This is a genomic window from Sphingomonas sp. SP6 (assembly GCF_058313435.1).
On record NZ_JBZFLG010000003.1, the window covers coordinates 241,808 to 262,425 of the forward strand.

Consider the following 20,618-nt stretch of genomic DNA (forward strand, 5'->3'; position numbering starts at 1 on the left):
TCCGAGCAGCCCGGATCACGCCGCCCGCGCGACCGCCCGGTAACGTTCCCGCAGCGAGACCTTGTCGATCTTCTCGGTCCCCAGCCGGGGCAGCGGATCGGGGCTGATCCAGATCTTCGCCGGCACCTTGAACGCCGCGATATGCGCGTGGAGGAAGGCGATCAGGTCGTCCGGCTCGACCGCGCCCGGCTCGTCCAGATGGACCACCGCGCCCGGCACCTCGCCGTACTTCTCGTCCGGAAGACCGAACACCGCGGCTTCGGCGACATGCGGATTCTCATAGAGCGCGGCCTCGACCTCCTGGCAGCTGATGTTCTCGCCGCCGCGGATGATGATGTCCTTCTTGCGATCGACGATGAACAGATAGCCGTCCTCGTCGAGGTAGCCGATGTCGCCGGTGCGGAAGTAGCCGTCGGCGGTGAACGCCGCCGCGGTCGCGTCCTCGCGGCCCCAATATTCGAGGAAGTTGGCGACCGAGCGGATGCACACCTCGCCGCGCTCGCCCCGCGCCACCGGGCGTCCGGCATCGTCGAGGATCGCCAGGTCGACCAGCGGCATCGAGGGGCGTCCGGCGGAGTTCGGCTTGGCGAGATAGTTGCTCCGCCAATTGCCGGTCCCGACGCCGTTGGTCTCCGTCAGGCCGTAGCCGATCAGCGGCTTGGCGGTCATCTCCTCGTCGATGCGGCGGACGTGCTCGGCCGGACGCGGCGCGCCGCCCGCGGCGATGTCGCCCAGCGTCGACAGGTCGTATTTGCCACGGTTCGGATGCGTCAGGATCTCGAAGCTCATCAGCGGCACGCCGACGAAATAGGTGATCTTCTCGCGCTCGATCAGCCGCATCGCCTCCTCGGCGTCCCACTTGGGCATCAGCACCAGCTTGCGCCCGATCGCAAAGCTCTGGAGCATCACCGGCACTTCGGCGGTGACGTGGAAGAGCGGCACGTTGAGCAGGGTCGAGGGCTGGAGTTCGCTCGTGGTCCCGTCCTCGGTCGCCAGGCCCAGCATCATCAGCGCCGACGCCAGATAGTTGAACACCCCCTGCACCACCCCGCGGTGATCGCTGAGCGCGCCCTTCGAGCGTCCGGTCGAGCCCGAGGTGAACAGCACCGTCGCATGATCGTCCGCGGTCACCTCGGGCAGTTCGCCCGTTCCTTCCGCGAGGATCGGCGCCATCGCCGCGTCGATCGGCGCCAGATCGTCGAACGGGACGATCCGCGCGCGAATGTCCGCGATCGCCTCCAGCCGCTTCACCCGCGGGGCATCGGCAAACACCAGCTGGCAGTCGACGTCCGCGATCGCGTCGGCCAGCTCCTCGGACTGCCACCAGCCGTTCAGCAGGGTCGCGACCCCGCCCGCCATCAGGATGGCCATGTAGAGCACGATCCACGACGGCGAATTGCGCGCGGCGATCCCGACGCGGTCGCCCTTTCGAACCGCGAACCCGCCGGCCAGCGCCCGGGCGACCTCGGCGGCCTTCGCATACACCTCGCCGTAGGTCAGCCGCTCGTCGCCCGCGATCAGGAACTCGGCGGCGGCATGCACCTGGCTGAAGTAGGCGAAATAGGCCGGCAGCGTCGGTGGCGCCGCGGCGATCATCGGCATCGACACGCCGCGCCGCTCGAACGTCCCGAGCGCGAGCTGGCCGCCCGCGCCGGTCATCGCGGCCATCACCCGGTCCATCCGCTCGTCGAGCTCGGTGCGCATTCGTCTCTCCGCTTGGTCTTGTCGTTTGCGGCTCCTATGGGACGCGCAAACGCTGGGGGAAAGCCTTGATCCTGCCCTTCCTTGCCGCCGCGACGGGCGGTCACATCCGCTTCGACGAGCTCGGGCTCCGGCCCGAGGTGTTCACGATCGGCTTCTTCACGCTGCGCTGGTACAGCCTGGCCTATATCGCGGGCATCGTCATCGGCTGGTGGTATCTGCTGAAGCTGCTCGCCCAGCCCGGTGCGCCGATGGCGCGCCGCCACGCCGACGATCTGGTGTTCTACGCGACGCTCGGCATCATCCTGGGCGGGCGGATCGGCTACGTCCTGTTCTACGCGCCCGAAATGCTGACCCATCCCTTGAGCATCCTGAAGCTCTGGGACGGGGGCATGAGCTTCCACGGCGGGGTGATCGGCACCTCGCTCGGGCTGATCGTCTTCGCGCGCAAGCACAGGCTCGATTGGCTGCGCGTCCACGATTACGTCGCCGCCTGCGTCCCCTTCGGTCTGTTCTTCGGCCGGCTCGCCAATTTCGTGAACGGCGAACTGTGGGGCAAGCCCTCGGACGTGCCCTGGGCGATCGTCTTCCCGCGCGGCGGTGGCGAGATCGCGCGCCACCCCAGCCAGCTCTACGAGGCGGTGCTGGAGGGCGTGCTGCTGTTCTGCCTGCTCGCCTACGCCTTCTGGCGGACCAAGGCGCGCTACGATCCGGGCAAGCTCGTCGGCATCTTCCTGCTCGGCTACGGGCTTGCGCGGTTCACCGTCGAGTTCTTCCGCGAGCCCGACAGCCAGTTCCAGGGCACGATCTTCGCGACCACGATCCACATGGGCCAGCTGCTGTGCCTGCCGATGATCGCGGGCGGCCTCTACCTGATCCTGACCGCGGCCGGGCGGCGGCGGCGCGTCACCCCGATCGCCGGGGACGAGAGCGTGGCGTGAGCGGCGCGGCTTGCCCTGCTCCGTTCGTGTCGAGCGACGTCGAGACACCGCGGCGGACCGCAGCGTCCCTCCACTGCGCTCGGGACGAACGGAGATGAGCGCGGACGACCACCTCCCCGAACGACTCGCCCGTGCGATCGCGCTGTCCGGCCCGATCCCGGTCGCGCAGTTCATGGCCGCCGCCAATGCGCATTACTACGCCACCCGCGATCCGCTGGGCGCGGCGGGCGACTTCACCACCGCGCCCGAGATCAGCCAGATGTACGGCGAGCTGATCGGGCTGTGGATCGCCGACCTGTGGGACCGCGCCGGTCGGCCCGACGCCGCGCTGGTCGAGCTCGGGCCCGGCCGCGGCACGCTCGCCGCCGATGCGCTCCGCGCGATGGCGAAGGCCGGCGCCGCGCTGCCCGTTCACTTCGTCGAGACCAGCCCGGCTCTGCGCGCCGCGCAGCGCGAGCGCGTGCCCGAGGCGACCTGGCACGACGACGTGACCACGCTTCCGGACCGGCCCCTGATCGTCGTCGCCAACGAGTTCTTCGACGCGCTCCCGGCCCGCCAGCTGGTCCGCGCTGCCGACGGCTGGCGCGAGCGCGTCATCGCCTGCCAGGACCTGATCTTCCTTCCCATCGCCGGACCGCGCATCCCCGACGGGGTCATCCCCGAACCCTTGCGCGACGCCCCGCCGGGCGCGGTGTTCGAGGTCAGCCCCGCCACCGTCGCGATCGTCCGCGCGCTGTCGCAGCGGATCGTCGCCCACGGCGGTGCGCTGCTCGCGATCGACTATGGTCATGAGGGGCCGCTCGTCGGCGAAACGCTCCAGGCGGTCCATGCGCACGCCTATGCCAATCCGTTCGAAGCGCCCGGCGAGCAGGATCTGACCGCTCACGTCGATTTCACCACCCTGGTCGCCGCCGCGCAGTCGATGGGCGCGGTCGCCTGGGGGCCGGTGGAACAGGCGGAGTTCCTCGTCCGGCTCGGCATCGACCCGCGCGCCGCGCAGCTCGCCCGCACCGCCCCCGAGCGCGCCGACGAGATCACGGCCGCGCGCACCCGGCTGGTCGGCGAGATGGGGGCGCTGTTCAAGGCGGTCGTGCTCACCGCCCCCGGCTGGCCCGAGCCTGCGGGGTTCCGATGATCGACTACCGCGACGCGACCATCGCCGACGGCCCCGAGCTCGACGCGATGGCGAAGCAGATCTGGCTGGAGACCTTCGGCCATTCCGCCCCGCCCGCTGACATCGCCGCCTATGTCGCGCAAGGATACGGCCCCGACGGCAACCTGATCCGCGACCTCGCCGATCCCTATATTCGTTACCGGATCGCAACCGACGACGATGCGATCGTCGGCTACGCCAAGCTGGTCGACCCCTGGCTTCCGGCCGCGGCGATCCAGCCCGGCGGGCTCCAGCTCGCCCAGCTCTACGTCGCCGCGACCCACCACGGTCGCGGCGTCGCCGACGTCCTGATGCGCTGGGCGATCGGCACCGCGGTCGCCTGGCGTGCGAACGCGCTCTACCTGACCGTCTGGGAGGAGAACGAACGCGCGATGCGCTTCTACGCCCGGCGCGGGTTCGTCCACATCGGCGATTACGCCTTCAAGACCGGCACCCAGATCGACCGCGACCTGATCATGAAGCTGGCGCTGTGAGCGTCGAGGTGATCCGCGCCGCGGCGCTCGCGGGTGTGCCGCACGGCTTCCTGGGGCGCCGCGGCGGCGTGTCGGACGGCCTCCACTCCGGCCTGAACGTCGGCATCGGCTCCGAGGACGATCCCGCGCGCGTCGCCGAGAACCGACGGCTGGCGGCGCGCGCGGTGCTGCCCGAAGCGGTGCTCGTCACCTGCTACCAGGTCCATTCCGCCGACGTCGTGACCGTCGCCGAACCGGGCGCGGACCGGCCGCGAGGGGACGCGCTCGTCACCGACCGGCCCGGCCTGCTCCTCGGCATCCTCACCGCCGACTGCGCCCCGGTCCTCCTCGCCGACGCCGCGGCAGGGGTCGTCGGGGCCGCCCACGCCGGCTGGAAGGGTGCGCTCGCCGGGGTGACCGACGCGACCCTCGCCGCGATGGAGGCGCTCGGCGCACGCCGCGACCGCATCGCCGCCGCGGTCGGCCCGTGCATCGCCCGCGCGAGCTACGAGGTCGACGCCGCCTTCCGCCGCCGCTTCGCCGGGGACGATGCCGGCAACGAGCGCTTCTTCGCCGACGGCCGCGAGGGCCGCGCGCAGTTCGACCTGGAAGCCTATGTCGCCCACCGCCTCGCCGCCGCCGGCGTGCGCCGGATCGAGACGCTCGGCCTCGACACCTACGCCGACGCCGACCGCTTCTTCAGCTACCGCCGCGCCACGCATCGCAGCGAGCCGGACTACGGCCGCCAGATCAGCCTGATCGGCCTGCGCTAAGTCATCGCGCGCTGGCGCTGCTCGCCCTTGTCACCCTGCGCCCGACCCTCGGCCCCGCTCAAACGAAGGGCCAACCAAGCCGTGAGCGACCGGGTTTGGGGGAGTGCGGACCGTCCGCTTCTGGACGTGACCGAGCGTTGTCGACCATAGCAGGCAGCACAGGATCAAGGAGGTGCGTGTGTTCGGCCCATTCTTCGTTGCCGCAATGATCGCGGTCGCCTCCGCTCCGTCTAACGCCCGCGTTGCCCCAAGCCCACCAGTTCGCGAGGCCGTGACAGGGTATCAGTTCGAAAACGGCATAATGGCTTCGAAAACAGGCGACTCGCGCCTGTATGTTTTGCTCGGTAGTGGACTTTTTCGGGCCACCACTTTCGAAGACCCGAAGGTCTTTATAGTTAGCTGGCTGAAAAGGCACCCCAAAGCGATTGTTACACCTATTTCGCGACTGCTCTCAACTAACACTCGAACGCACCAGCTTATGGAACTCTTTTATGTTTGGGTAGAGGATGGGAACGACAGCTTGAACGTCGACCTCATTCGATTTGGAATGTTCGTCGGTGGAACGATGTACGACATGGTTGATAATGAAAGAGGACTTGATCGGCTGCTCAAAAGTGATCCGAAGCTGGCTGACGCTCGGGCCGAGATTGAGAAAGAACGAGCTGCGGCACCGCAGGACCGCAGCGAACGCTTGATACCCGAAGACGACTACAGGAAGCGCATCACCCGAATTAGCGAGGCGGAACGGACCGCGCGGGCCGAGAAGCAGGGCATATGGTCGGATGATATGAAAGAGGAACGCGAGGCCGACGACATCCAATGAAACCGCCTTGCCGCCATACGGAACGGCCCAAGCAAGAAGGCACGTCCCTGCGCTCAATGGCGGAAAGTGGGCGTTTGCGGTCGTCCGCTTTTTCGCCCGAGAGCAGACGGTCGGCTTCCGAGCGATCCGAGGCCCACGCGCGGGCCGGAGCGACCTGGTTCGGGGGTTTGCAGAACGTCTGCTTCTCGATCGCCTGACTGACCGTCCGCATCGATCATCATCGGGTTTCGATGGATGCGCGCCGGAAGCCGACGCCGGTCGGACCTACCTAAAGAACGAGGTCTCCTGCAACCAGCGGTGCGGCGGTGTGGATCAGGATCGAGAAGTCAGCCATGCCGTCATGGTTCACGTCGCCCTGAAGCGTCACGGTGCCGTCGCCGTTGACGACCTGGCGTAACTCACCATGTTGGCCACCAGGTCCAGTAAAGTCATCTTGATCGATAAACACAAAGGATTGATGGTGCTTCACCATCTCATCTGCATCGATCGCCGCAAGGTATAGCCTGTCACCTTCCGCTTGACTGAAGTCGAGAATGGTGTCGGCAGCCGATACCAATGAGTCAGCTAACTGGTCATAGAAAAAGAAGTCCGCACCCGCGCCGCCACTCAGGAGATCCGCACCACGTCCACCGTCAAGTTGATCATTTCCACCGCCGCCGGAAAGATGGTCAACCCCCCGGCCACCGCTGAATGTTTCAGCCATAGCGCCCCCTAGCGCACCATCGTCGCCACCTCCGAATGTGACGGTAAGTCCTTCAAAGCTGCTAAATTTCCCTATTTCAGTCAAGATAGCGCCATTCGCAAGCACTTCAACGTAGTGATCATTCTTGCTATGAAATTCTAAAAATAGGATATCAAGACCGGCTTCAGCATTGACTTCAAACATCGACTCAGAGGCTGCGGAGGACACATCTATAAACAATGTATCGTTTGATTCTGTGCCCGTATATACAATCCGCTCGACGTTTGTGAAGGAAACAGCTGAATCGTGAGGATCATCGTTGAGTCCTCCACTTAACGTCCCGACTAAGCTACCATCATCAAGAACATTGACATGATTGTATCCGAAAAAGTAGCTGTGCTGGCCTCCATAGTTAACGATCAAGCGGTCAAAACCGCCTCCACCATCCACTTTGTCTACGCCACGATGAACTCGAAACACGTCGTCTGAGATTGTACCGATCAGATTGTCGTCGCCGCCTGTGTCTTTGTATCTCATCACACGCCTCCAAAGCCGAGTGGCTGACCCGCCATTTCCGATCAAGAACACCGGCACCCATTGTCACGTCACGATCCCCGGAGACCGGCAGCCGCGGGGTTCCTTCCGCTGAAGTCTTACATCAGTTTATGACCAAATTGCCCGGGCGTCGAGCATGTCCGCTATTGGGCGTTTCCCGTCAGGCCGCTTTCCCGCCTGAAAGCTGCCGGTCCATTCGCTGCTTTGAAGCGACAGGGCTTGATGGCTTGCCGACGGCCCACCCCTCCCGCTCCGCGAACACCGCAGCGACCGCGTCGAGGTTCGCGCTCCCCCATTCGCACAAAGGCGCGAGCGCGTCGGACAGGCTTCGGCCCAGCGGGGTCAGCGCATAGTCCACGCGCGGCGGCACCTCGCCGTAATCGGTGCGCCTGACCACGCCGTCCGCCTCCAGCTCCTTCAGCTGCTGGATCAGCACCTTGTCGCTCACTCCCTGCACCGCGCGCTTGAGCGCACCATAGCGGTTCGGCTCCTCGCGCAGGAAGTAGATGATCAGCGGCTTCCACTTCCCCGCGATGATGCGGAGCGTGACGTCGAGCCCGCACGAGAAGCCCGGCGGCGAGGTGGTGATCATGTCCATGGGGGTACTTACCAGAAGGTGCATACTTGTCGATAGGTGGGTGCGCCGCCAGCTCTCCGCCACCTGAACTTGTGGAGGCATACATGAATAGACTCTCGGGCAAGACCGCGGTGATCACCGGTGGCGGCAGCGGCATCGGCTTTGCGTCCGCCAAGCGCTTCGTCGACGAAGGCGCGTTCGTCTACATCTTCGGCCGGCGGCAGGACGCGCTCGACGCCGCGGTCGCCAAGCTCGGCGGGCAGGCCCGTGCGATCGCCGGATCGGTCACCGACGCCGCCGACCTCGACCGGCTCTACGCGCAGGTGAAGGCGGAGCGCGGCGGCGTCGACATCGTCTTCGCCAACGCCGGCACCGGCTCCTTCGCGCCGCTCGGCGAGATCACCGAGGCGCAATATGACGAGACCTTCGACGTCAACGTGAAGGGGTTGATCTTCACCGTGCAGAAGGCGCTGCCGCTGATGAAGGCGGGGGGCTCGATCATCCTCACCGGATCGACCACCGGCGAGATGGGCACGGCGCAGTTCAGCATCTACAGCGCGTCGAAGGGGGCGGTCCGCAACATCGCGCGCAGCTGGGCGCAGGACCTGCGCGGGACCGGCATCCGCGTCAACGTCCTCTCCCCCGGGCCGACGCTGACCGAGCTCGCGATCAGCGTCGTCGGCGAGGAGGAGTTCAAGGCGCTCGGCGCGGGCACCCCGCTCGGCCGCGTCGGCGATCCGGCGGAGACCGCGGCGGCGGCGGCGTTCCTCGCCTCCGACGACAGCAGCTTCATGACCGGCAGCGAGTTGTTCGTCGACGGCGGGCTGGCGCAGATCTGAATGCAATGGGGTCGCCGGTTCGCCGGCGGCCCCGACGCATCTCGCAAGGTTGGACAAACCATGATGGTGACAACGGATGCAGCGCCCTCCCGATCGACCGGTCTCTCCGCATCGACGCGCGGGGCCGCCTCGATTGCCTCGACCTGTCTCACCTCACCGCCCCGTCCGCACGCCTAAACCGCCTCAACCTGTCTCCGGTGGTATCGCCTGAAACGATCCTGCGTTAGGGACCTGCGCACCCAGGAGACACACGATGCCAGACATCAAGAACGAAACCGAAGCCGACCTCACCGGCGTCGCCCCGCGAGTTGCCCCCAAGGCCGAGATCAGCGAGATCGGCGGGCGCAAGCTGAGGCCCGCGACGCTGATGATGGGTCACGGCTTCGATCCCGCGCTGTCGGAGGGTTCGCTCAAGCCGCCGATCTTCCTCACCTCGACCTTCGTCTTCCCCAATGCCGCGGCGGGCAAGCGCCACTTCGAGGGCGTTACCGGCAAGCGGCCCGGCGGGTCCGAGGGCCTGGTCTATTCGCGCTTCAACGGCCCGAACCAGGAGATTCTGGAGGATCGGCTCGCGATCTGGGAGGAGGCCGAGGATGCGCTCGCCTTCTCGTCGGGCATGTCGGCGATCGCGACCCTGTTCCTGGCCATGACCAAGCCCGGCGACACGATCGTCCATTCCGGCCCGCTCTATGCCGCGACCGAGACGCTGATCGCGCGCATCCTCGGCAAGTTCGGGGTCAAGTGGCTCGACTTCCCCGCCGGTGCGACCCGCGCCGAGATCGACGCGGTGCTGACCGAGGCGTCGGCGGGGAACGTCGCGCTGATCTACCTCGAATCGCCCGCCAACCCGACCAACGCGCTCGTCGACGTCGAGGCAGTCGCCGCTAGCCGCGACGCGATCTTCACCGGCGACACGAAGCCGCCGATCGCGATCGACAACACCTTCCTCGGCCCAGTGTGGGCGCAGCCGCTCAAGCAGGGCGCGGACCTCGTCGTCTATTCGCTGACCAAATATGCGGGTGGCCACAGCGATCTCGTCGCCGGCGGCGTGCTGGGGACGAAGGCGCACATCAACACGCTGCGGATGATGCGCAACACGATCGGCACGATCTGCGATCCGCACACCGCCTGGATGCTGCTGCGTAGCCTCGAGACGCTGGAACTCCGCATGACCCGCGCGGGCGAGAATGCGGTCAAGGTCTGCGCGTTCCTCAACGTCCATCCGAAGGTCGAGCGGGTCGGCTATCTCGGCTTCCTCGAACAGCAGGGCGATGCGCGCCAGGCCGACATCTATCGCCGCCACTGCACCGGCGCGGGCAGCACCTTCTCGCTGTATCTCAAGGGCGGCGAGGCGGAGGCGTTCAAGTTCCTCGACACGCTCAAGATCGCCAAGCTCGCGGTCAGCCTGGGCGGCACCGAGACTTTGGCCTCGGCTCCCGCGGCGATGACCCATCTCTCCGTGCCGGACGAGCGCAAGCGGGCGCTCGGCATCACCGACAACCTCGTCCGCATCTCCATCGGGGTCGAGGACGCCGACGATCTGATCGCCGACTTCGAACAGGCGCTGGCGGCGATCTAAAGAACTCGACTTAGCTCTTTCCTCGCGCCGCCGTTCCGGGCATCCTCCCCGAAACGGCGGCACCGAACCGCAGGCACGAGAGGACGGACATGGGTAAGCGGATCGCGGTCGTCGGCGCGGGGATGGGCGGGCTGTGCGCCGCCATCAAGGCGCGCGAGGCGGGGCATGAGGTGACGCTGTTCGAGCATGCCGAGTCGGTCGGCGGCACCTGGCGCGCCAATCGCTACCCAGGCGTGGCCTGCGACGTGCCCGCGATCCTCTACCAATTCTCCTTCGCGCCCAATCCCCACTGGAGCCATCATTACGCCCGTGGGCCGGAGATCCACGCCTATACGCAAGGCCTGGTCGAACAATTCGGGCTCGCTCCCGTGCTGCGCCTCAACGAAGGCGTGACCAGCGCCAGGTGGGACGAGGACGCCAAGACCTGGACGATCGAGACCGAGAAAGGCGAGATCGAGACCTTCGACGCGATCGTTCCCGCGCTCGGGCAGCTCAGCCGCCCCAACCTCCCCGAGATCGCGGGACGCGAACGCTTCGCGGGCCAGACCTTCCACGCCGCCGAATGGCCCGACGGCGTCGACCTGACCGGCAAGCGCGTCGGCGTGATCGGCTCGGCGGCGAGCGCGGTTCAGTTCATCCCCGAGGTCGCCAAGGTCGCGGGCGAACTGGTCGTGTTCCAGCGCACTCCCAACTGGGTCGTCCCTCGCAACGACGTCGCCGTCACGCCCGAGACCAAGGCACTGATGGCGACCGACATGGCGGTCGCGATGCGGCTGGGCGCGATGCAACGGGCGATGATCTTCGACAATGCCGATGCCTATTTCTGGCAGGCGTTCCAGTGGACTCCGGAAGGGCGTGCCGCCTTCACCCGCACCGCGCTCGACCATCTCGAAGCGCAGGTCCCCGATCCGGAACTGCGCGCGAAGCTCACCCCCGACTATCCGATCGGATGCAAGCGCATCCTGATCTGCGACGATTTCTACCCCGCGCTGATGCGCGACAACGTCACGCTCGAAACCGCGACGATCGCCGGCATCGAGCCGGGCGGCGTCAGGACCGCCGCGGGATTCCACGAGCTCGACGTGCTGATCTACGCCACCGGGTTCGAGACGACCGAGTGGAACTGGTCGATGGCGGTCGCGGGCGAAGGGGGGCGGACGCTCAAGGACGCCTGGGCCGACGGACCCGAGGCCTATCTCGGCATCATGGTCGCGGGCTTCCCCAACATGTTCGTCCTCTACGGCCCAAACACCAATCTGGGACACAATTCGATCAGCTACATGATTGAATGCCAGGTCGATTTCATGCTGCGCACCCTCGCCGCGCTGAGCCAGGAGGAGAAGCGCGCCGCGATCGTCACCGCCGACGGGCAGCGCCGGTTCAACGAGCGGATCGAGCAGGCGCTGACCGGAACCGTCTGGGCCGACCCGCACTGCCGCAGCTGGTACAAGGCCGCGAACGGGCGGGTTTATCAGAACTGGGCCGGAAACTGCGCGGACTATGCGCGCGAGACCGGCACGCTCGACCGCGAGGTGCTCGCCTTCGCCTGACGCCGCCAGGCGAGCGAACGGCGGTTGAGCGCGTGAAGGTCCGCCGCCCCGGCGATCGCCGCGCGTCCGAGCGCAACCGCCGCCGCGAGCACCGCCGCCTCGGCATGGCGATAAGCAGGACGTCCGGTGATCGCGTCGTACCAGACGCCGCCGACCGCATTGTCCAGGAGGATGCGCTGGAAGCAATGGTCGGCGTGCACGGGCCAGCCACGCTCGGCGGCAAGCGTCGGCAGGTCGCGCCGCGTCAGCTCCAGCCAGGCCGCTTCCAGCACCGTCCGGGTCACCGTCCGCTCGGCCCTTCGGCCGCTTCATCGAGTGCGGATGCGACGATCGGTCCGGGAAGCCGGCGGAGTACGAAAGGCTGCATCCCTTGCGGTTACCCGTCGGAGCGCGCCGAAGCGAGAGGCGGACGGAAACGTTCCGTTACACCTGCGTTTCATCCCCGACCGGGGGCATCGGGCGCCCGGCTATCAAAGGAGGATGTGGATGCGGAACCTGCTGATCGCCGCCGCGCTCGCTGGCGCGACGACGCTCGCCGCCACCCCGGCGCTCGCCGCCCAGGGCTGCGGCCCGGGCTTCCATCGTGGCCATCATGGCCGCTGCCTGCCCAACGGGGGCGGCTACGGTCGTCCGGCGGTCGCGATCGGAGCTCCAGGCGTCGTGCTGAGGGTCGGCGGCTTCTATCCGGGTCGCGGCTATTGGGACGGTCGCCGCTACTACCGGACGCGCTACCGCTATCACGGCGGCTGGCGTTACCGTTGACCTGAGCCCGGCAGGCGGCGTGGCGATGCCACGCCGCCCATTCGCGCCAATGCTAGATGTGGATGGGCTTGCCCGTCACCGCCATCGCCGCCTCCTTGATCGCCTCCGAATGCGTCGGGTGGGCGTGGCAGGTGTAGGCAATGTCCTCGCTGGTCGCGCCGAACTCCATCGCCTGCGCCGCCTGGGCGATCATCGTTCCCGCGACGCTGGCGATCGCCCAGACGCCCAGGACGCGATCGGTTTTCGCGTCGGCGATGATCTTCACGAAGCCGTCGGGCTCGTGGTTGGTCTTGGCGCGGCTGTTGGCGAGCATCGGGAACTTGCCGACGTTGACCTCGCCCTTCTCCTTCGCCTGCTCTTCGGTCAGACCGACGCCCGCGATCTCGGGCCAGGTATAGACCACGCTCGGGATCAGGTCGTGGTTCACGATCCCGTGGCGCCCGGCGATGTTCTCGGCGACCGCGATCCCCTCATCCTCGGCCTTGTGCGCCAGCATCGGGCCGGGGATCACGTCGCCGATCGCCCACACGCCGCCCACCGCGGTGCGGAAGTCGTGATCGGTCTCGATCTGCCCGCGCGCGTTCGGCTGAAGGCCGATCTTGTCTAGCCCGAGCCCGTCGGTGTTCGCGCGGCGACCGATCGAGACCAGCACCACGTCCGCCTCGATCGTGGTCGGCTCGCCACCCGCTGCGGGCTCGACGGTCAGCATCGCCTTGGCGCCATCGCTCTCGACCCGGGTCACCTTCGTCGAGAGCTGGAAGACGATCCCCTGCTTCTTGAAGATCTTGTTCGCTTCCTTGCGGACCTCGCCGTCGAACCCGGGCAGGATCTGGTCGAGGAACTCGACGCAGGTGACTTTGGCCCCCAGCCGCCGCCACACGCTGCCGAGCTCCAGCCCGATCACCCCGCCGCCGATCACGACCATATGGCCCGGCACCTTCGGCAGCTCGAGCGCGCCGGTCGAATCGACGATCACCTGCTGATCGATCTCGACTCCCGGGAGCGGCGTGACGGCCGATCCGGTCGCGATGACGATGTTCTTGGCGGTGACCGTCTGGCCGCCGACACTGACGGTGTGAGCGTCCTCGAACGCGGCGCTGCCCTTGAGCCAGGTGACCTTGTTCTTCTTGAACAGGAACTCGATCCCGCCGGTCAGCTGCTTGACCGCGTCGCGGCGCTGCCCGTGCATCGTGTCGAGGTCCAGCTCGGGAGTCACCTTGACGCCCATCTTCGCCATCATGCCGTTGGCGGCGGCGTCGAAATATTCGCTCGCGTGCAACAGCGCCTTCGACGGGATGCACCCGACGTTGAGGCAGGTGCCGCCCAGCGTCTCGCGGCTCTCCGCGCACGCGGTCCTGAGCCCCAGCTGCGCCGCCCGGATCGCGGCGACATAACCGCCGGGCCCGGACCCGATCACCAGGACGTCATAGTCGTAGTCAGCCATCTCAAACTCCGTTCGCGCAAGCGATATGGGGATGCGCGCCGGCGCTTACAGGTCGATCAGGATCCGCGTCGGGTCCTCGATCGCGTTCTTCAGCGCGACCAGGAACGTCACCGCCTCGCGGCCGTCGATCAGGCGGTGGTCGTAGCTGAGCGCGAGGTACATCATCGGCCGCACCACGACCTGCCCGTCGCGGACGACCGGGCGATCCTCGATCCGGTGGAGGCCCAACACCGCGGCCTGCGGCGGGTTGATGATCGGGGTCGACATCAGCGAACCGAACACGCCACCGTTGGAGATGGTGAAGGTACCGCCCTTCATCTCCTCCATCTTGAGCGTCCCGTCCTTGGCGCGGCGGCCGAAGTCGCCGATCGTCTTCTCGATCCCGGCGACCGTCAGGTCCTGCGCGTCGCGGACCACCGGCACCACGAGCCCGTTCGGGGCCGACACGGCGACCGAGACGTCGACATAATCGTGATAGACGATCTCGTCGCCCTCGATGCTCGCATTGACGCTCGGGATATCCTTGAGCGCCATGCAGGCGGCCTTCACGAAGAAGCCCATGAAGCCCAGGCGGACGCCGTGCTTCTTCTCGAACAGGTCCTTGTACGTGTTCCGTGCCGCGATCACCGCCGACATGTCGACGTCGTTGAACGTCGTCAGCAGCGCCGCTGTGTTCTGCGCATCCTTCAGCCGCTTGGCGATCGTCTGGCGCAGCCGCGTCATCCGAACGCGCTCTTCCTTACGCCCGGTCGACGCGGCGACGGAGGGAGTCAGCGGCGCCGGGGCGGGTTCGGGAGCCGGGGCCTTCGCGGTCGCGGCAGCGGCGGCGATGTCCTCCTTCGTCAGCCGGCCGTCCTTGCCCGAGCCGCGCACGCCCGACGGGTCCACCCCCGTCTCGAGCACCGCACGCCGGACCGACGGGGAAAGCGCCGCGGGCGCGCTGCTCGTCACCGGGGTCTGACCATGATTGCCGTAGCCGCCCGCGACCGGCTCCGCCTGCTCGGGAGCCGCAGCCGCCGCGGGAGCGGCCGCGGGCTTCGCCGGCGCGGCAGCGCCGCCGCCCGCCTCGACGGTGGCGATCAACGCCCCGACCAGAACCGTGTCGCCGACCTTGACCGCCTGCTGGCCCATGACGCCGGCGACGGGGGACGGCACCTCGACCGAGACCTTGTCGGTCTCCAGGCTCGCGATCGGCTCGTCGGCGGCGACCGCCTCGCCGGGCTGCTTCAGCCACTCGCCGAGCGTCGCCTCGGTGATCGATTCGCCCAGCGTGGGGACCAGAACTTCGGTTGCCATGGGGTCTTCCTAGATTACGACGCGGCCTTGCCGGCCTTCTTGACGGTGTCGGCGCCGCGGGTCCGGCGGATCTCCTCGCGGACCGAATGGCCCAGCGCGTCGGCGACCAGCGCCCCCTGTTCGGCCTGGTGGCGCTTCATCAGCCCGGTGGCGGGGGACGCCGCGGCGGCGCGGCCCGCATAGCGCGGGCGCTTCACCGGCGACCTGGCGGCGACCAGCGCCTCCTCGATCATCGACTCGACGAAGAACCAGGACCCGTTGTTGCGCGGCTCCTCTTGCGCCCAGACGACGTGCTCGAGCACGGGCATCCGCGCGATCCGCCTTGCCAGCGCCTCGCTCGGGAATGGGTAGAGCTGCTCGATCCGGACGATCTGCGTACCCGTGTCGCCCGCCGCGTCGCGCGCCTCGATCAGGTCGTAGGCGACCTTGCCGCTGCACAGCACCAGCCGCCTCGTCTCGGCATCGGGCGAGCCATTCGGGTCGGACAGCAGGCGGCGGAAGTGCGTGTCGCCCAGGAAGTCCGCCGCGGTCGACACCGCGAGCTTGTGGCGCAGCAGCGACTTGGGGGTGAACACGACCAGCGGCTTGCGGAAGCCGCGGTGCATCTGGCGGCGCAGCAGGTGATAGTAGTTGGCGGGCGTCGTGCAGTTCGCGACCTGCATGTTGTCGCCCGCGCACAGCTGCAGGAACCGCTCGAGCCGCGCCGACGAATGCTCCGGCCCCTGCCCCTCGTAACCGTGCGGCAGCAGCATCACGAGGCCATTGGCGCGCAGCCACTTCGCCTCGCCGGCCGCGACGAACTGGTCGATCATGATCTGCGCACCGTTGGCGAAATCGCCGAACTGCGCTTCCCACAGCACCAAGGTCTTGGGGTCGGCGAGCGCATAGCCGTATTCGAAGCCGAGCACGCCGTACTCGCTGAGCGGCGAATCGAGTACCTCGAAGTGACCATGCTCGACGTTCCACAGCGGCACGTATTTGTGCTCGTCGGTCTGGTCGACCCAAACCGCGTGGCGCTGCGAGAAGGTGCCGCGCCCGGAATCCTGCCCCGACAGACGGACCCCGTACCCCTCGGACAGCAATGTCCCGAACGCCAGCGCCTCGCCGGTCGCCCAGTCGAAGCCCTCGCCCGTGCGGAACATCTCGCGCTTGGCGTCGAGGACCCGCGCGAGCGTCTTGTGGATCACGAGACCGTCGGGAACTTGGGTCAGCGTCCGGCCGATCGCGTCGAACAGCTTCTTCTCGACGCCGGTTTCGACGCTGCGGCGCTGGGTCTCGGCGTCGGCGGGCGCGTGGAGCCCCGACCAGCGTCCGGCGAACCAGTCGGCCTTGTTCGATTTGTACCCGGCCCCCGCCTCGAACTCACCCTCGAGCAACGTCGTGAACTGCGCGATCGCGCCGTCGACCCACGCCTGATCGACGACGCCCTGCGCGATCAGCTTGCGGCCATAGATCTCGCTGACCGGCGGATGGCTGCGGATCGCCTTGTACATCAGCGGCTGGGTGAAGCCCGGCTCGTCGCCTTCGTTGTGCCCGAACCGGCGGTAGCACCACATGTCGATCACGACGTCGCGGTGGAACTTCTGCCGGTACTCGATCGCGACCTTGCACGCATAGGTCACGGCTTCGGGATCGTCGCCGTTGACGTGGAGGATCGGCGCCTGGACCCCCTTTGCCACGTCCGACGGATAGGGCGAGGAGCGCGCGAACTGCGGGCTGGTCGTGAAGCCGATCTGGTTGTTGATGACGAAGTGGATGCAGCCGCCGGTGTTGTAGCCGCGGATGCCCGAGAAGCCGAAGCATTCCCAGACGATCCCTTGTCCCGCGAAGGCGGCGTCGCCGTGGATCAGCACGGGAAGCGACTTGCAGTGGTTCTCCAGATCGCCGGCGATCGTCTGGATGGCGCGGATCTTGCCGAGCACCACCGGATTCTCGGCCTCGAGATGCGAGGGGTTGGCGACCAGCGACATGTGGACCTGGTGCCCGTCGAACTCGCGATCGGTCGAGGTGCCCAGGTGATATTTGACGTCGCCGGAGCCCTGGATGTCGTCCGGATTGCCGCTGCCGCCCGCGAACTCGTGGAAGATCACGCGCAGCGGCTTGGCCATGACGTTGGCGAGCACGTTCAGCCGCCCGCGGTGCGCCATGCCGATCACGATCTCGTTGACGCCCGCCGCGCCGCCATATTTGATGACGCTCTCGAGCGCGGGGATCATGCTCTCGCCCCCGTCGAGCCCGAACCGCTTTGTGCCGACGTACTTGCGGCCGAGGAAGCGCTCCCATTGCTCGGCCTCGATCACCTTGTTGAGGATCGCCTTCTTGCCCTCGACGGTAAAGTCGACGCGCGCGTCCTTGCCCTCCATCCGGTCCTGAAGGAACTTGCGCTCCTCGACGTCGGCGATGTGCATGAACTCCAGCCCGACGTTGCCGCAATAGTTGCGCCGCAGGATGTCGACCACCTCACGGATGGTCGCCCATTGCAGGCCCAGGGTGCCGCCCAGGAAGACGGGGCGGTCGACGTCGGCGTCGGAGAAGCCGTGATATTCGGTCTTGAGGTCGTCGGGCAGTTCGCGCGGACCCGACAGGCCGAGCGGATCCAGGTTCGCGGCCAGATGTCCGCGGACCCGGTAGGTGCGGATCAGGATCTGCGCACGGATCGCGTCGGAGGCGGCGCTGACGATCGCATCCTGCGACGGCGCCGGGGCCGCGGCGATCGGCGGCTTGCCCTTGGCGGGCCTCGGTGCCGGCTCCATCTGGGTCGGGTCGAGCGCGGCGGTCAGGTCGTCGGTCGAGGAGAGCGGCCAGCTGCTGTTCGCCCAGGACGGGCCCGAATGCGCCTGCTCGAGCCCCTCGAACATGCCGCGCCATGCCGGCTCGACACTGTCGGGCGACTGCTTGTAGCGCGCGTACAGCGCATCGAGAAATGCGGGCGACACGCCGCCGGCGATGTCCGAGAAATCCTGCGCTTCGTAGCCCATCGTCTTACTCTCTTTCTCCTCTCTTTTGGGAGAGGAAGGGGCCCGCTCGGCAGAGCCGAGTGGGAAGGTGAGGATCGAAACCGTCCTGTCCTCACCCTTCCGCCGCTGCGCGGCTCCCTCCCTCTCCCACCGGGAGAGGGAAAGCTTCAGCCCTTCAGCACGTCCAGCAGCGTCGAGCCGAGTTCGCTCGGGCTCGCCGCCACCTTGATCCCGGCGGCTTCCATCGCCGCGATCTTGTCCTCGGCCCCGCCCTGGCCGCCCGAGACGATCGCCCCGGCGTGGCCCATGCGGCGGCCCGGAGGTGCGGTGCGGCCGGCGATGAAGCCCGCCATCGGCTTCTTGCGCCCGCGCGCCGCCTCGTCCTTGAGGAACTGCGCGGCCTCTTCCTCCGCGCTGCCGCCGATCTCGCCGATCATGATGATCGACTGGGTCGCATCGTCGGCGAGGAACAGCTCGAGCACGTCGATGAAGTTCGTGCCGTTGACCGGATCGCCGCCGATCCCGACCGCGGTGGTCTGGCCGAGCCCCGCATTCGAGGTCTGGAACACCGCCTCGTAGGTAAGAGTGCCGGAGCGCGAGACAACGCCGACCGAGCCCTGCTTGAAGATGTTGCCCGGCATGATGCCGATCTTGCACTCGCCCGGGGTCAGCACGCCGGGGCAGTTCGGCCCGATCAGCCGCGACTTGGAGCCGCTGAGCGCGCGCTTGACCTTGACCATGTCGAGCACCGGGATGCCCTCGGTGATGCACACGATCAGCGGCACCTCGGCGTCGATCGCCTCCAGGATCGAGTCCGCGGCGAAGGGCGGCGGCACGTAGATCACACTCGCCGATGCGCCGGTCTTCGCGATCGCCTCGGCGACGGTGTCGAAGTTGGGGAGCCCGGTCTCCTCGTGGATCGTCCCGCCCTTACCCGGGGTGACGCCGCCGACCATCTGCGTGCCGTAATCGAGCGCCGCCTTGGTATGGAAGGCGCCGGTCTTGCCGGTCATCCCCTGAGTGATGACCTTGGTGTTCTTGTCGACGAGGATGCTCATGCGCTGTATCGTCCTTACTACAACCCCGGCGAACGCCGGGGTCCAGTTGCGAAGCGGTTCATGGCAGCGCGATACGATCGTACAGGTCTTCCCATTCCGGGTTGAGCCCCTCGACCTCCTGCAACTTCCAGATCCGCTTCCAGTCCTTCATCTGCCGCTCGCGTAGGCGGGCCGCTTCCCAACTTGCTTGCGCCTCGTACCAGACGAGGATCTTGCACTTGTACCGTTTGGTGAACCCATCGACGACGCCGTTGCGGTGTTCCCACACTCGTTTCGGCAAATTGATCGTCGAACCTAGATAGATCGTCCCGTTGCGTGCGCTGGCCATCATGTAGACGAAGGCCAGTCCTTCCACTCGGACGTTCTCCCTACTGGACCCCGGCGTTCGCCGGGGTGGTTCACTTTTTCCTTACGCCAGCGAGCTGTCGATGCCCTTGCACGCCACCAGCAGCTCCTTGACCGCGTCGACCGAGACCTGGAGGTTGCCCTTGGCCTCGTCGTCCAGCGCGATCTCGACGATCTGCTCGACCCCGCCCGCGCCGATCACCACCGGCACGCCGACGTAGAGGTCGTTCACGCCATACTGCCCGTCGACATAGGCCGCGGCGGGCAGGACGCGCTTCTGGTCGTAGAGATACGCCTCGGCCATCGCGATGCCGCTGGTTGCAGGCGCATAATAGGCCGAGCCGGTCTTGAGCAGCGCGACGATCTCGCCGCCGCCGCCGCGGGTGCGCTTGATGATCGCGTCGATCTTTTCCTGGCTCGAATTGCCCATCTTGATGAGGTCGGGAACCGGAATGCCGGACACGGTGGAATAGGAGATGACCGGCACCATCGTGTCGCCGTGGCCGCCGAGCACGAAGGAGGTCACGTCCTTGACCGAGACCTTGAACTCGTCCGCGAGGAAGTGGCTGAACCGCGCGCTGTCGAGCACACCGGCCATGCCGACGACCTTGTTGTGCGGCAGCCCCGAGAACTCTCGCAGCGCCCAGACCATCGCGTCGAGCGGGTTGGTGATGCAGATCACGAAGGCGTCGGGGGCGTTGGCCTTGATGCCCTCGCCCACCGCCTTCATCACCTTGAGGTTGATGCCGAGCAGGTCGTCTCGGCTCATGCCGGGTTTGCGCGCCACGCCCGCGGTGACGATGATGACGTCCGCGCCGGCGATGTCGGCATAGTCGTTCGAGCCGGTGATCGTCGCGTCGAAGCCCTCGACGGGTGCGCACTGCGACAGATCGAGCGCCTTGCCCTGCGGGACACCCTCGACCACGTCGAACAGCACGATGTCGCCCAGACCCTTGAGCGCCGCGAGATGGGCGAGCGTGCCGCCGATGTTGCCGGCGCCGATCAGCGCGATTTTCTTGCGGGCCATTCGGAACACGATCCTTCTGCTGGGCGCGCCGCGCACACGGCTGTTCGGCGCGGCCTTAGGCCGATCGCGCCGTACGAGCAACT

General features: G+C 67.2%; 19 protein-coding genes. 9 read left to right on the forward strand and 10 right to left on the reverse strand.

Annotated elements, in window-relative coordinates; genetic code table 11:
- Window positions 1–15 precede the first annotated feature (15 nt).
- Window positions 16–1,704 (reverse strand): class I adenylate-forming enzyme family protein, encoded by a 1,689-nt coding sequence (locus AC4GYY_RS11350; protein ID WP_491120639.1) that lies wholly within the window; start codon window positions 1,702–1,704, stop codon window positions 16–18.
- Window positions 1,705–1,769: 65 nt separating this feature from the next.
- Here AC4GYY_RS11350 and lgt point away from each other — a divergent pair, with 65 nt between their 5' ends.
- The 5 genes from lgt (at window position 1,770) to AC4GYY_RS11375 (ending at window position 5,864) form a co-directional block, all read left to right on the forward strand.
- The gene (gene lgt, locus AC4GYY_RS11355) at window positions 1,770–2,642 is read left to right on the forward strand and encodes a prolipoprotein diacylglyceryl transferase (RefSeq protein ID WP_491120641.1); all 873 of its coding nucleotides are present in this window, start codon (window positions 1,770–1,772) and stop codon (window positions 2,640–2,642) included.
- A gap of 94 nt (window positions 2,643–2,736) precedes the next feature.
- A complete protein-coding gene (locus AC4GYY_RS11360) occupies window positions 2,737–3,777 on the forward strand; it encodes a class I SAM-dependent methyltransferase (RefSeq protein ID WP_491120643.1) in 1,041 nt (346 codons plus the stop codon).
- Window positions 3,774–4,289 (forward strand): GNAT family N-acetyltransferase, encoded by a 516-nt coding sequence (locus AC4GYY_RS11365; RefSeq protein WP_491120645.1) that lies wholly within the window; start codon window positions 3,774–3,776, stop codon window positions 4,287–4,289. The genes AC4GYY_RS11360 and AC4GYY_RS11365 overlap by 4 nt, the downstream gene beginning before the upstream one ends.
- Entirely contained in the window at window positions 4,286–5,041 is a 756-nt protein-coding gene (gene pgeF, locus AC4GYY_RS11370) for a peptidoglycan editing factor PgeF (RefSeq protein ID WP_491120647.1), read from the forward strand. The genes AC4GYY_RS11365 and pgeF overlap by 4 nt, the downstream gene beginning before the upstream one ends.
- 178 nt (window positions 5,042–5,219) lie before the next feature.
- Window positions 5,220–5,864: a hypothetical protein gene (locus tag AC4GYY_RS11375; protein ID WP_491120649.1), complete on the forward strand. Its 645-nt coding sequence runs from the start codon at window positions 5,220–5,222 to the stop codon at window positions 5,862–5,864.
- A 268-nt stretch (window positions 5,865–6,132) separates the two neighbouring features.
- Here the strand turns inward: AC4GYY_RS11375 and AC4GYY_RS11380 are convergent, their stop codons facing one another.
- Window positions 6,133–7,083 carry a M10 family metallopeptidase C-terminal domain-containing protein gene (locus tag AC4GYY_RS11380; protein ID WP_491120651.1) on the reverse strand — a complete coding sequence of 317 codons (951 nt, stop codon included), beginning with the start codon at window positions 7,081–7,083 and terminating at the stop codon, window positions 6,133–6,135.
- A 178-nt stretch (window positions 7,084–7,261) separates the two neighbouring features.
- Window positions 7,262–7,693, reverse strand: coding sequence for a winged helix-turn-helix transcriptional regulator (locus AC4GYY_RS11385; RefSeq protein ID WP_491120653.1), 432 nt, complete (start codon window positions 7,691–7,693; stop codon window positions 7,262–7,264).
- 89 nt (window positions 7,694–7,782) lie between these two features.
- Between AC4GYY_RS11385 and AC4GYY_RS11390 the strand changes: the two genes are divergently transcribed.
- The 3 genes from AC4GYY_RS11390 to AC4GYY_RS11400 all read left to right on the forward strand — a co-directional run bounded on the left by AC4GYY_RS11390 (window position 7,783) and on the right by AC4GYY_RS11400 (window position 11,646).
- Window positions 7,783–8,517, forward strand: a complete 735-nt coding sequence (locus AC4GYY_RS11390; protein ID WP_491120655.1) for an SDR family NAD(P)-dependent oxidoreductase — start codon at window positions 7,783–7,785, stop codon at window positions 8,515–8,517.
- Window positions 8,518–8,770: 253 nt separating this feature from the next.
- The gene (locus AC4GYY_RS11395; RefSeq protein WP_491120657.1) at window positions 8,771–10,096 is read left to right on the forward strand and encodes a cystathionine gamma-synthase family protein; all 1,326 of its coding nucleotides are present in this window, start codon (window positions 8,771–8,773) and stop codon (window positions 10,094–10,096) included.
- A gap of 89 nt (window positions 10,097–10,185) precedes the next feature.
- Window positions 10,186–11,646, forward strand: a complete 1,461-nt coding sequence (locus AC4GYY_RS11400) for a flavin-containing monooxygenase (protein ID WP_491120659.1) — start codon at window positions 10,186–10,188, stop codon at window positions 11,644–11,646.
- Here the strand turns inward: AC4GYY_RS11400 and AC4GYY_RS11405 are convergent.
- Window positions 11,595–11,930, reverse strand: a complete 336-nt coding sequence (locus tag AC4GYY_RS11405; protein ID WP_491120660.1) for a GCN5-related N-acetyltransferase — start codon at window positions 11,928–11,930, stop codon at window positions 11,595–11,597. The genes AC4GYY_RS11400 and AC4GYY_RS11405 overlap by 52 nt on opposite strands.
- 202 nt (window positions 11,931–12,132) lie before the next feature.
- Here AC4GYY_RS11405 and AC4GYY_RS11410 point away from each other — a divergent pair, with 202 nt between their 5' ends.
- Window positions 12,133–12,408, forward strand: a complete 276-nt coding sequence (locus tag AC4GYY_RS11410; protein WP_491120662.1) for a GCG_CRPN prefix-to-repeats domain-containing protein — start codon at window positions 12,133–12,135, stop codon at window positions 12,406–12,408.
- Between the two features lie 52 nt (window positions 12,409–12,460).
- On the opposite strand, the gene lpdA is transcribed toward AC4GYY_RS11410, so the two are convergent.
- From lpdA to mdh, 6 genes are all read right to left on the reverse strand, one after another.
- Window positions 12,461–13,852: a dihydrolipoyl dehydrogenase gene (lpdA, locus tag AC4GYY_RS11415; RefSeq protein WP_491120664.1), complete on the reverse strand. Its 1,392-nt coding sequence runs from the start codon at window positions 13,850–13,852 to the stop codon at window positions 12,461–12,463.
- 45 nt (window positions 13,853–13,897) lie between these two features.
- Entirely contained in the window at window positions 13,898–15,148 is a 1,251-nt protein-coding gene (odhB, locus tag AC4GYY_RS11420) for a 2-oxoglutarate dehydrogenase complex dihydrolipoyllysine-residue succinyltransferase (protein ID WP_491120665.1), read from the reverse strand.
- 14 nt (window positions 15,149–15,162) lie between these two features.
- The gene (locus tag AC4GYY_RS11425; RefSeq protein ID WP_491120666.1) at window positions 15,163–18,126 is read right to left on the reverse strand and encodes a 2-oxoglutarate dehydrogenase E1 component; all 2,964 of its coding nucleotides are present in this window, start codon (window positions 18,124–18,126) and stop codon (window positions 15,163–15,165) included.
- A 146-nt stretch (window positions 18,127–18,272) separates the two neighbouring features.
- Window positions 18,273–19,163 carry a succinate--CoA ligase subunit alpha gene (sucD, locus tag AC4GYY_RS11430; RefSeq protein WP_491120667.1) on the reverse strand — a complete coding sequence of 297 codons (891 nt, stop codon included), beginning with the start codon at window positions 19,161–19,163 and terminating at the stop codon, window positions 18,273–18,275.
- Between the two features lie 58 nt (window positions 19,164–19,221).
- A complete protein-coding gene (locus AC4GYY_RS11435) occupies window positions 19,222–19,518 on the reverse strand; it encodes a GIY-YIG nuclease family protein (protein WP_491120668.1) in 297 nt (98 codons plus the stop codon).
- 54 nt (window positions 19,519–19,572) lie between these two features.
- A complete protein-coding gene (gene mdh / locus AC4GYY_RS11440; protein ID WP_491120669.1) occupies window positions 19,573–20,535 on the reverse strand; it encodes a malate dehydrogenase in 963 nt (320 codons plus the stop codon).
- Between the last annotated feature and the right edge of the window lie 83 nt (window positions 20,536–20,618).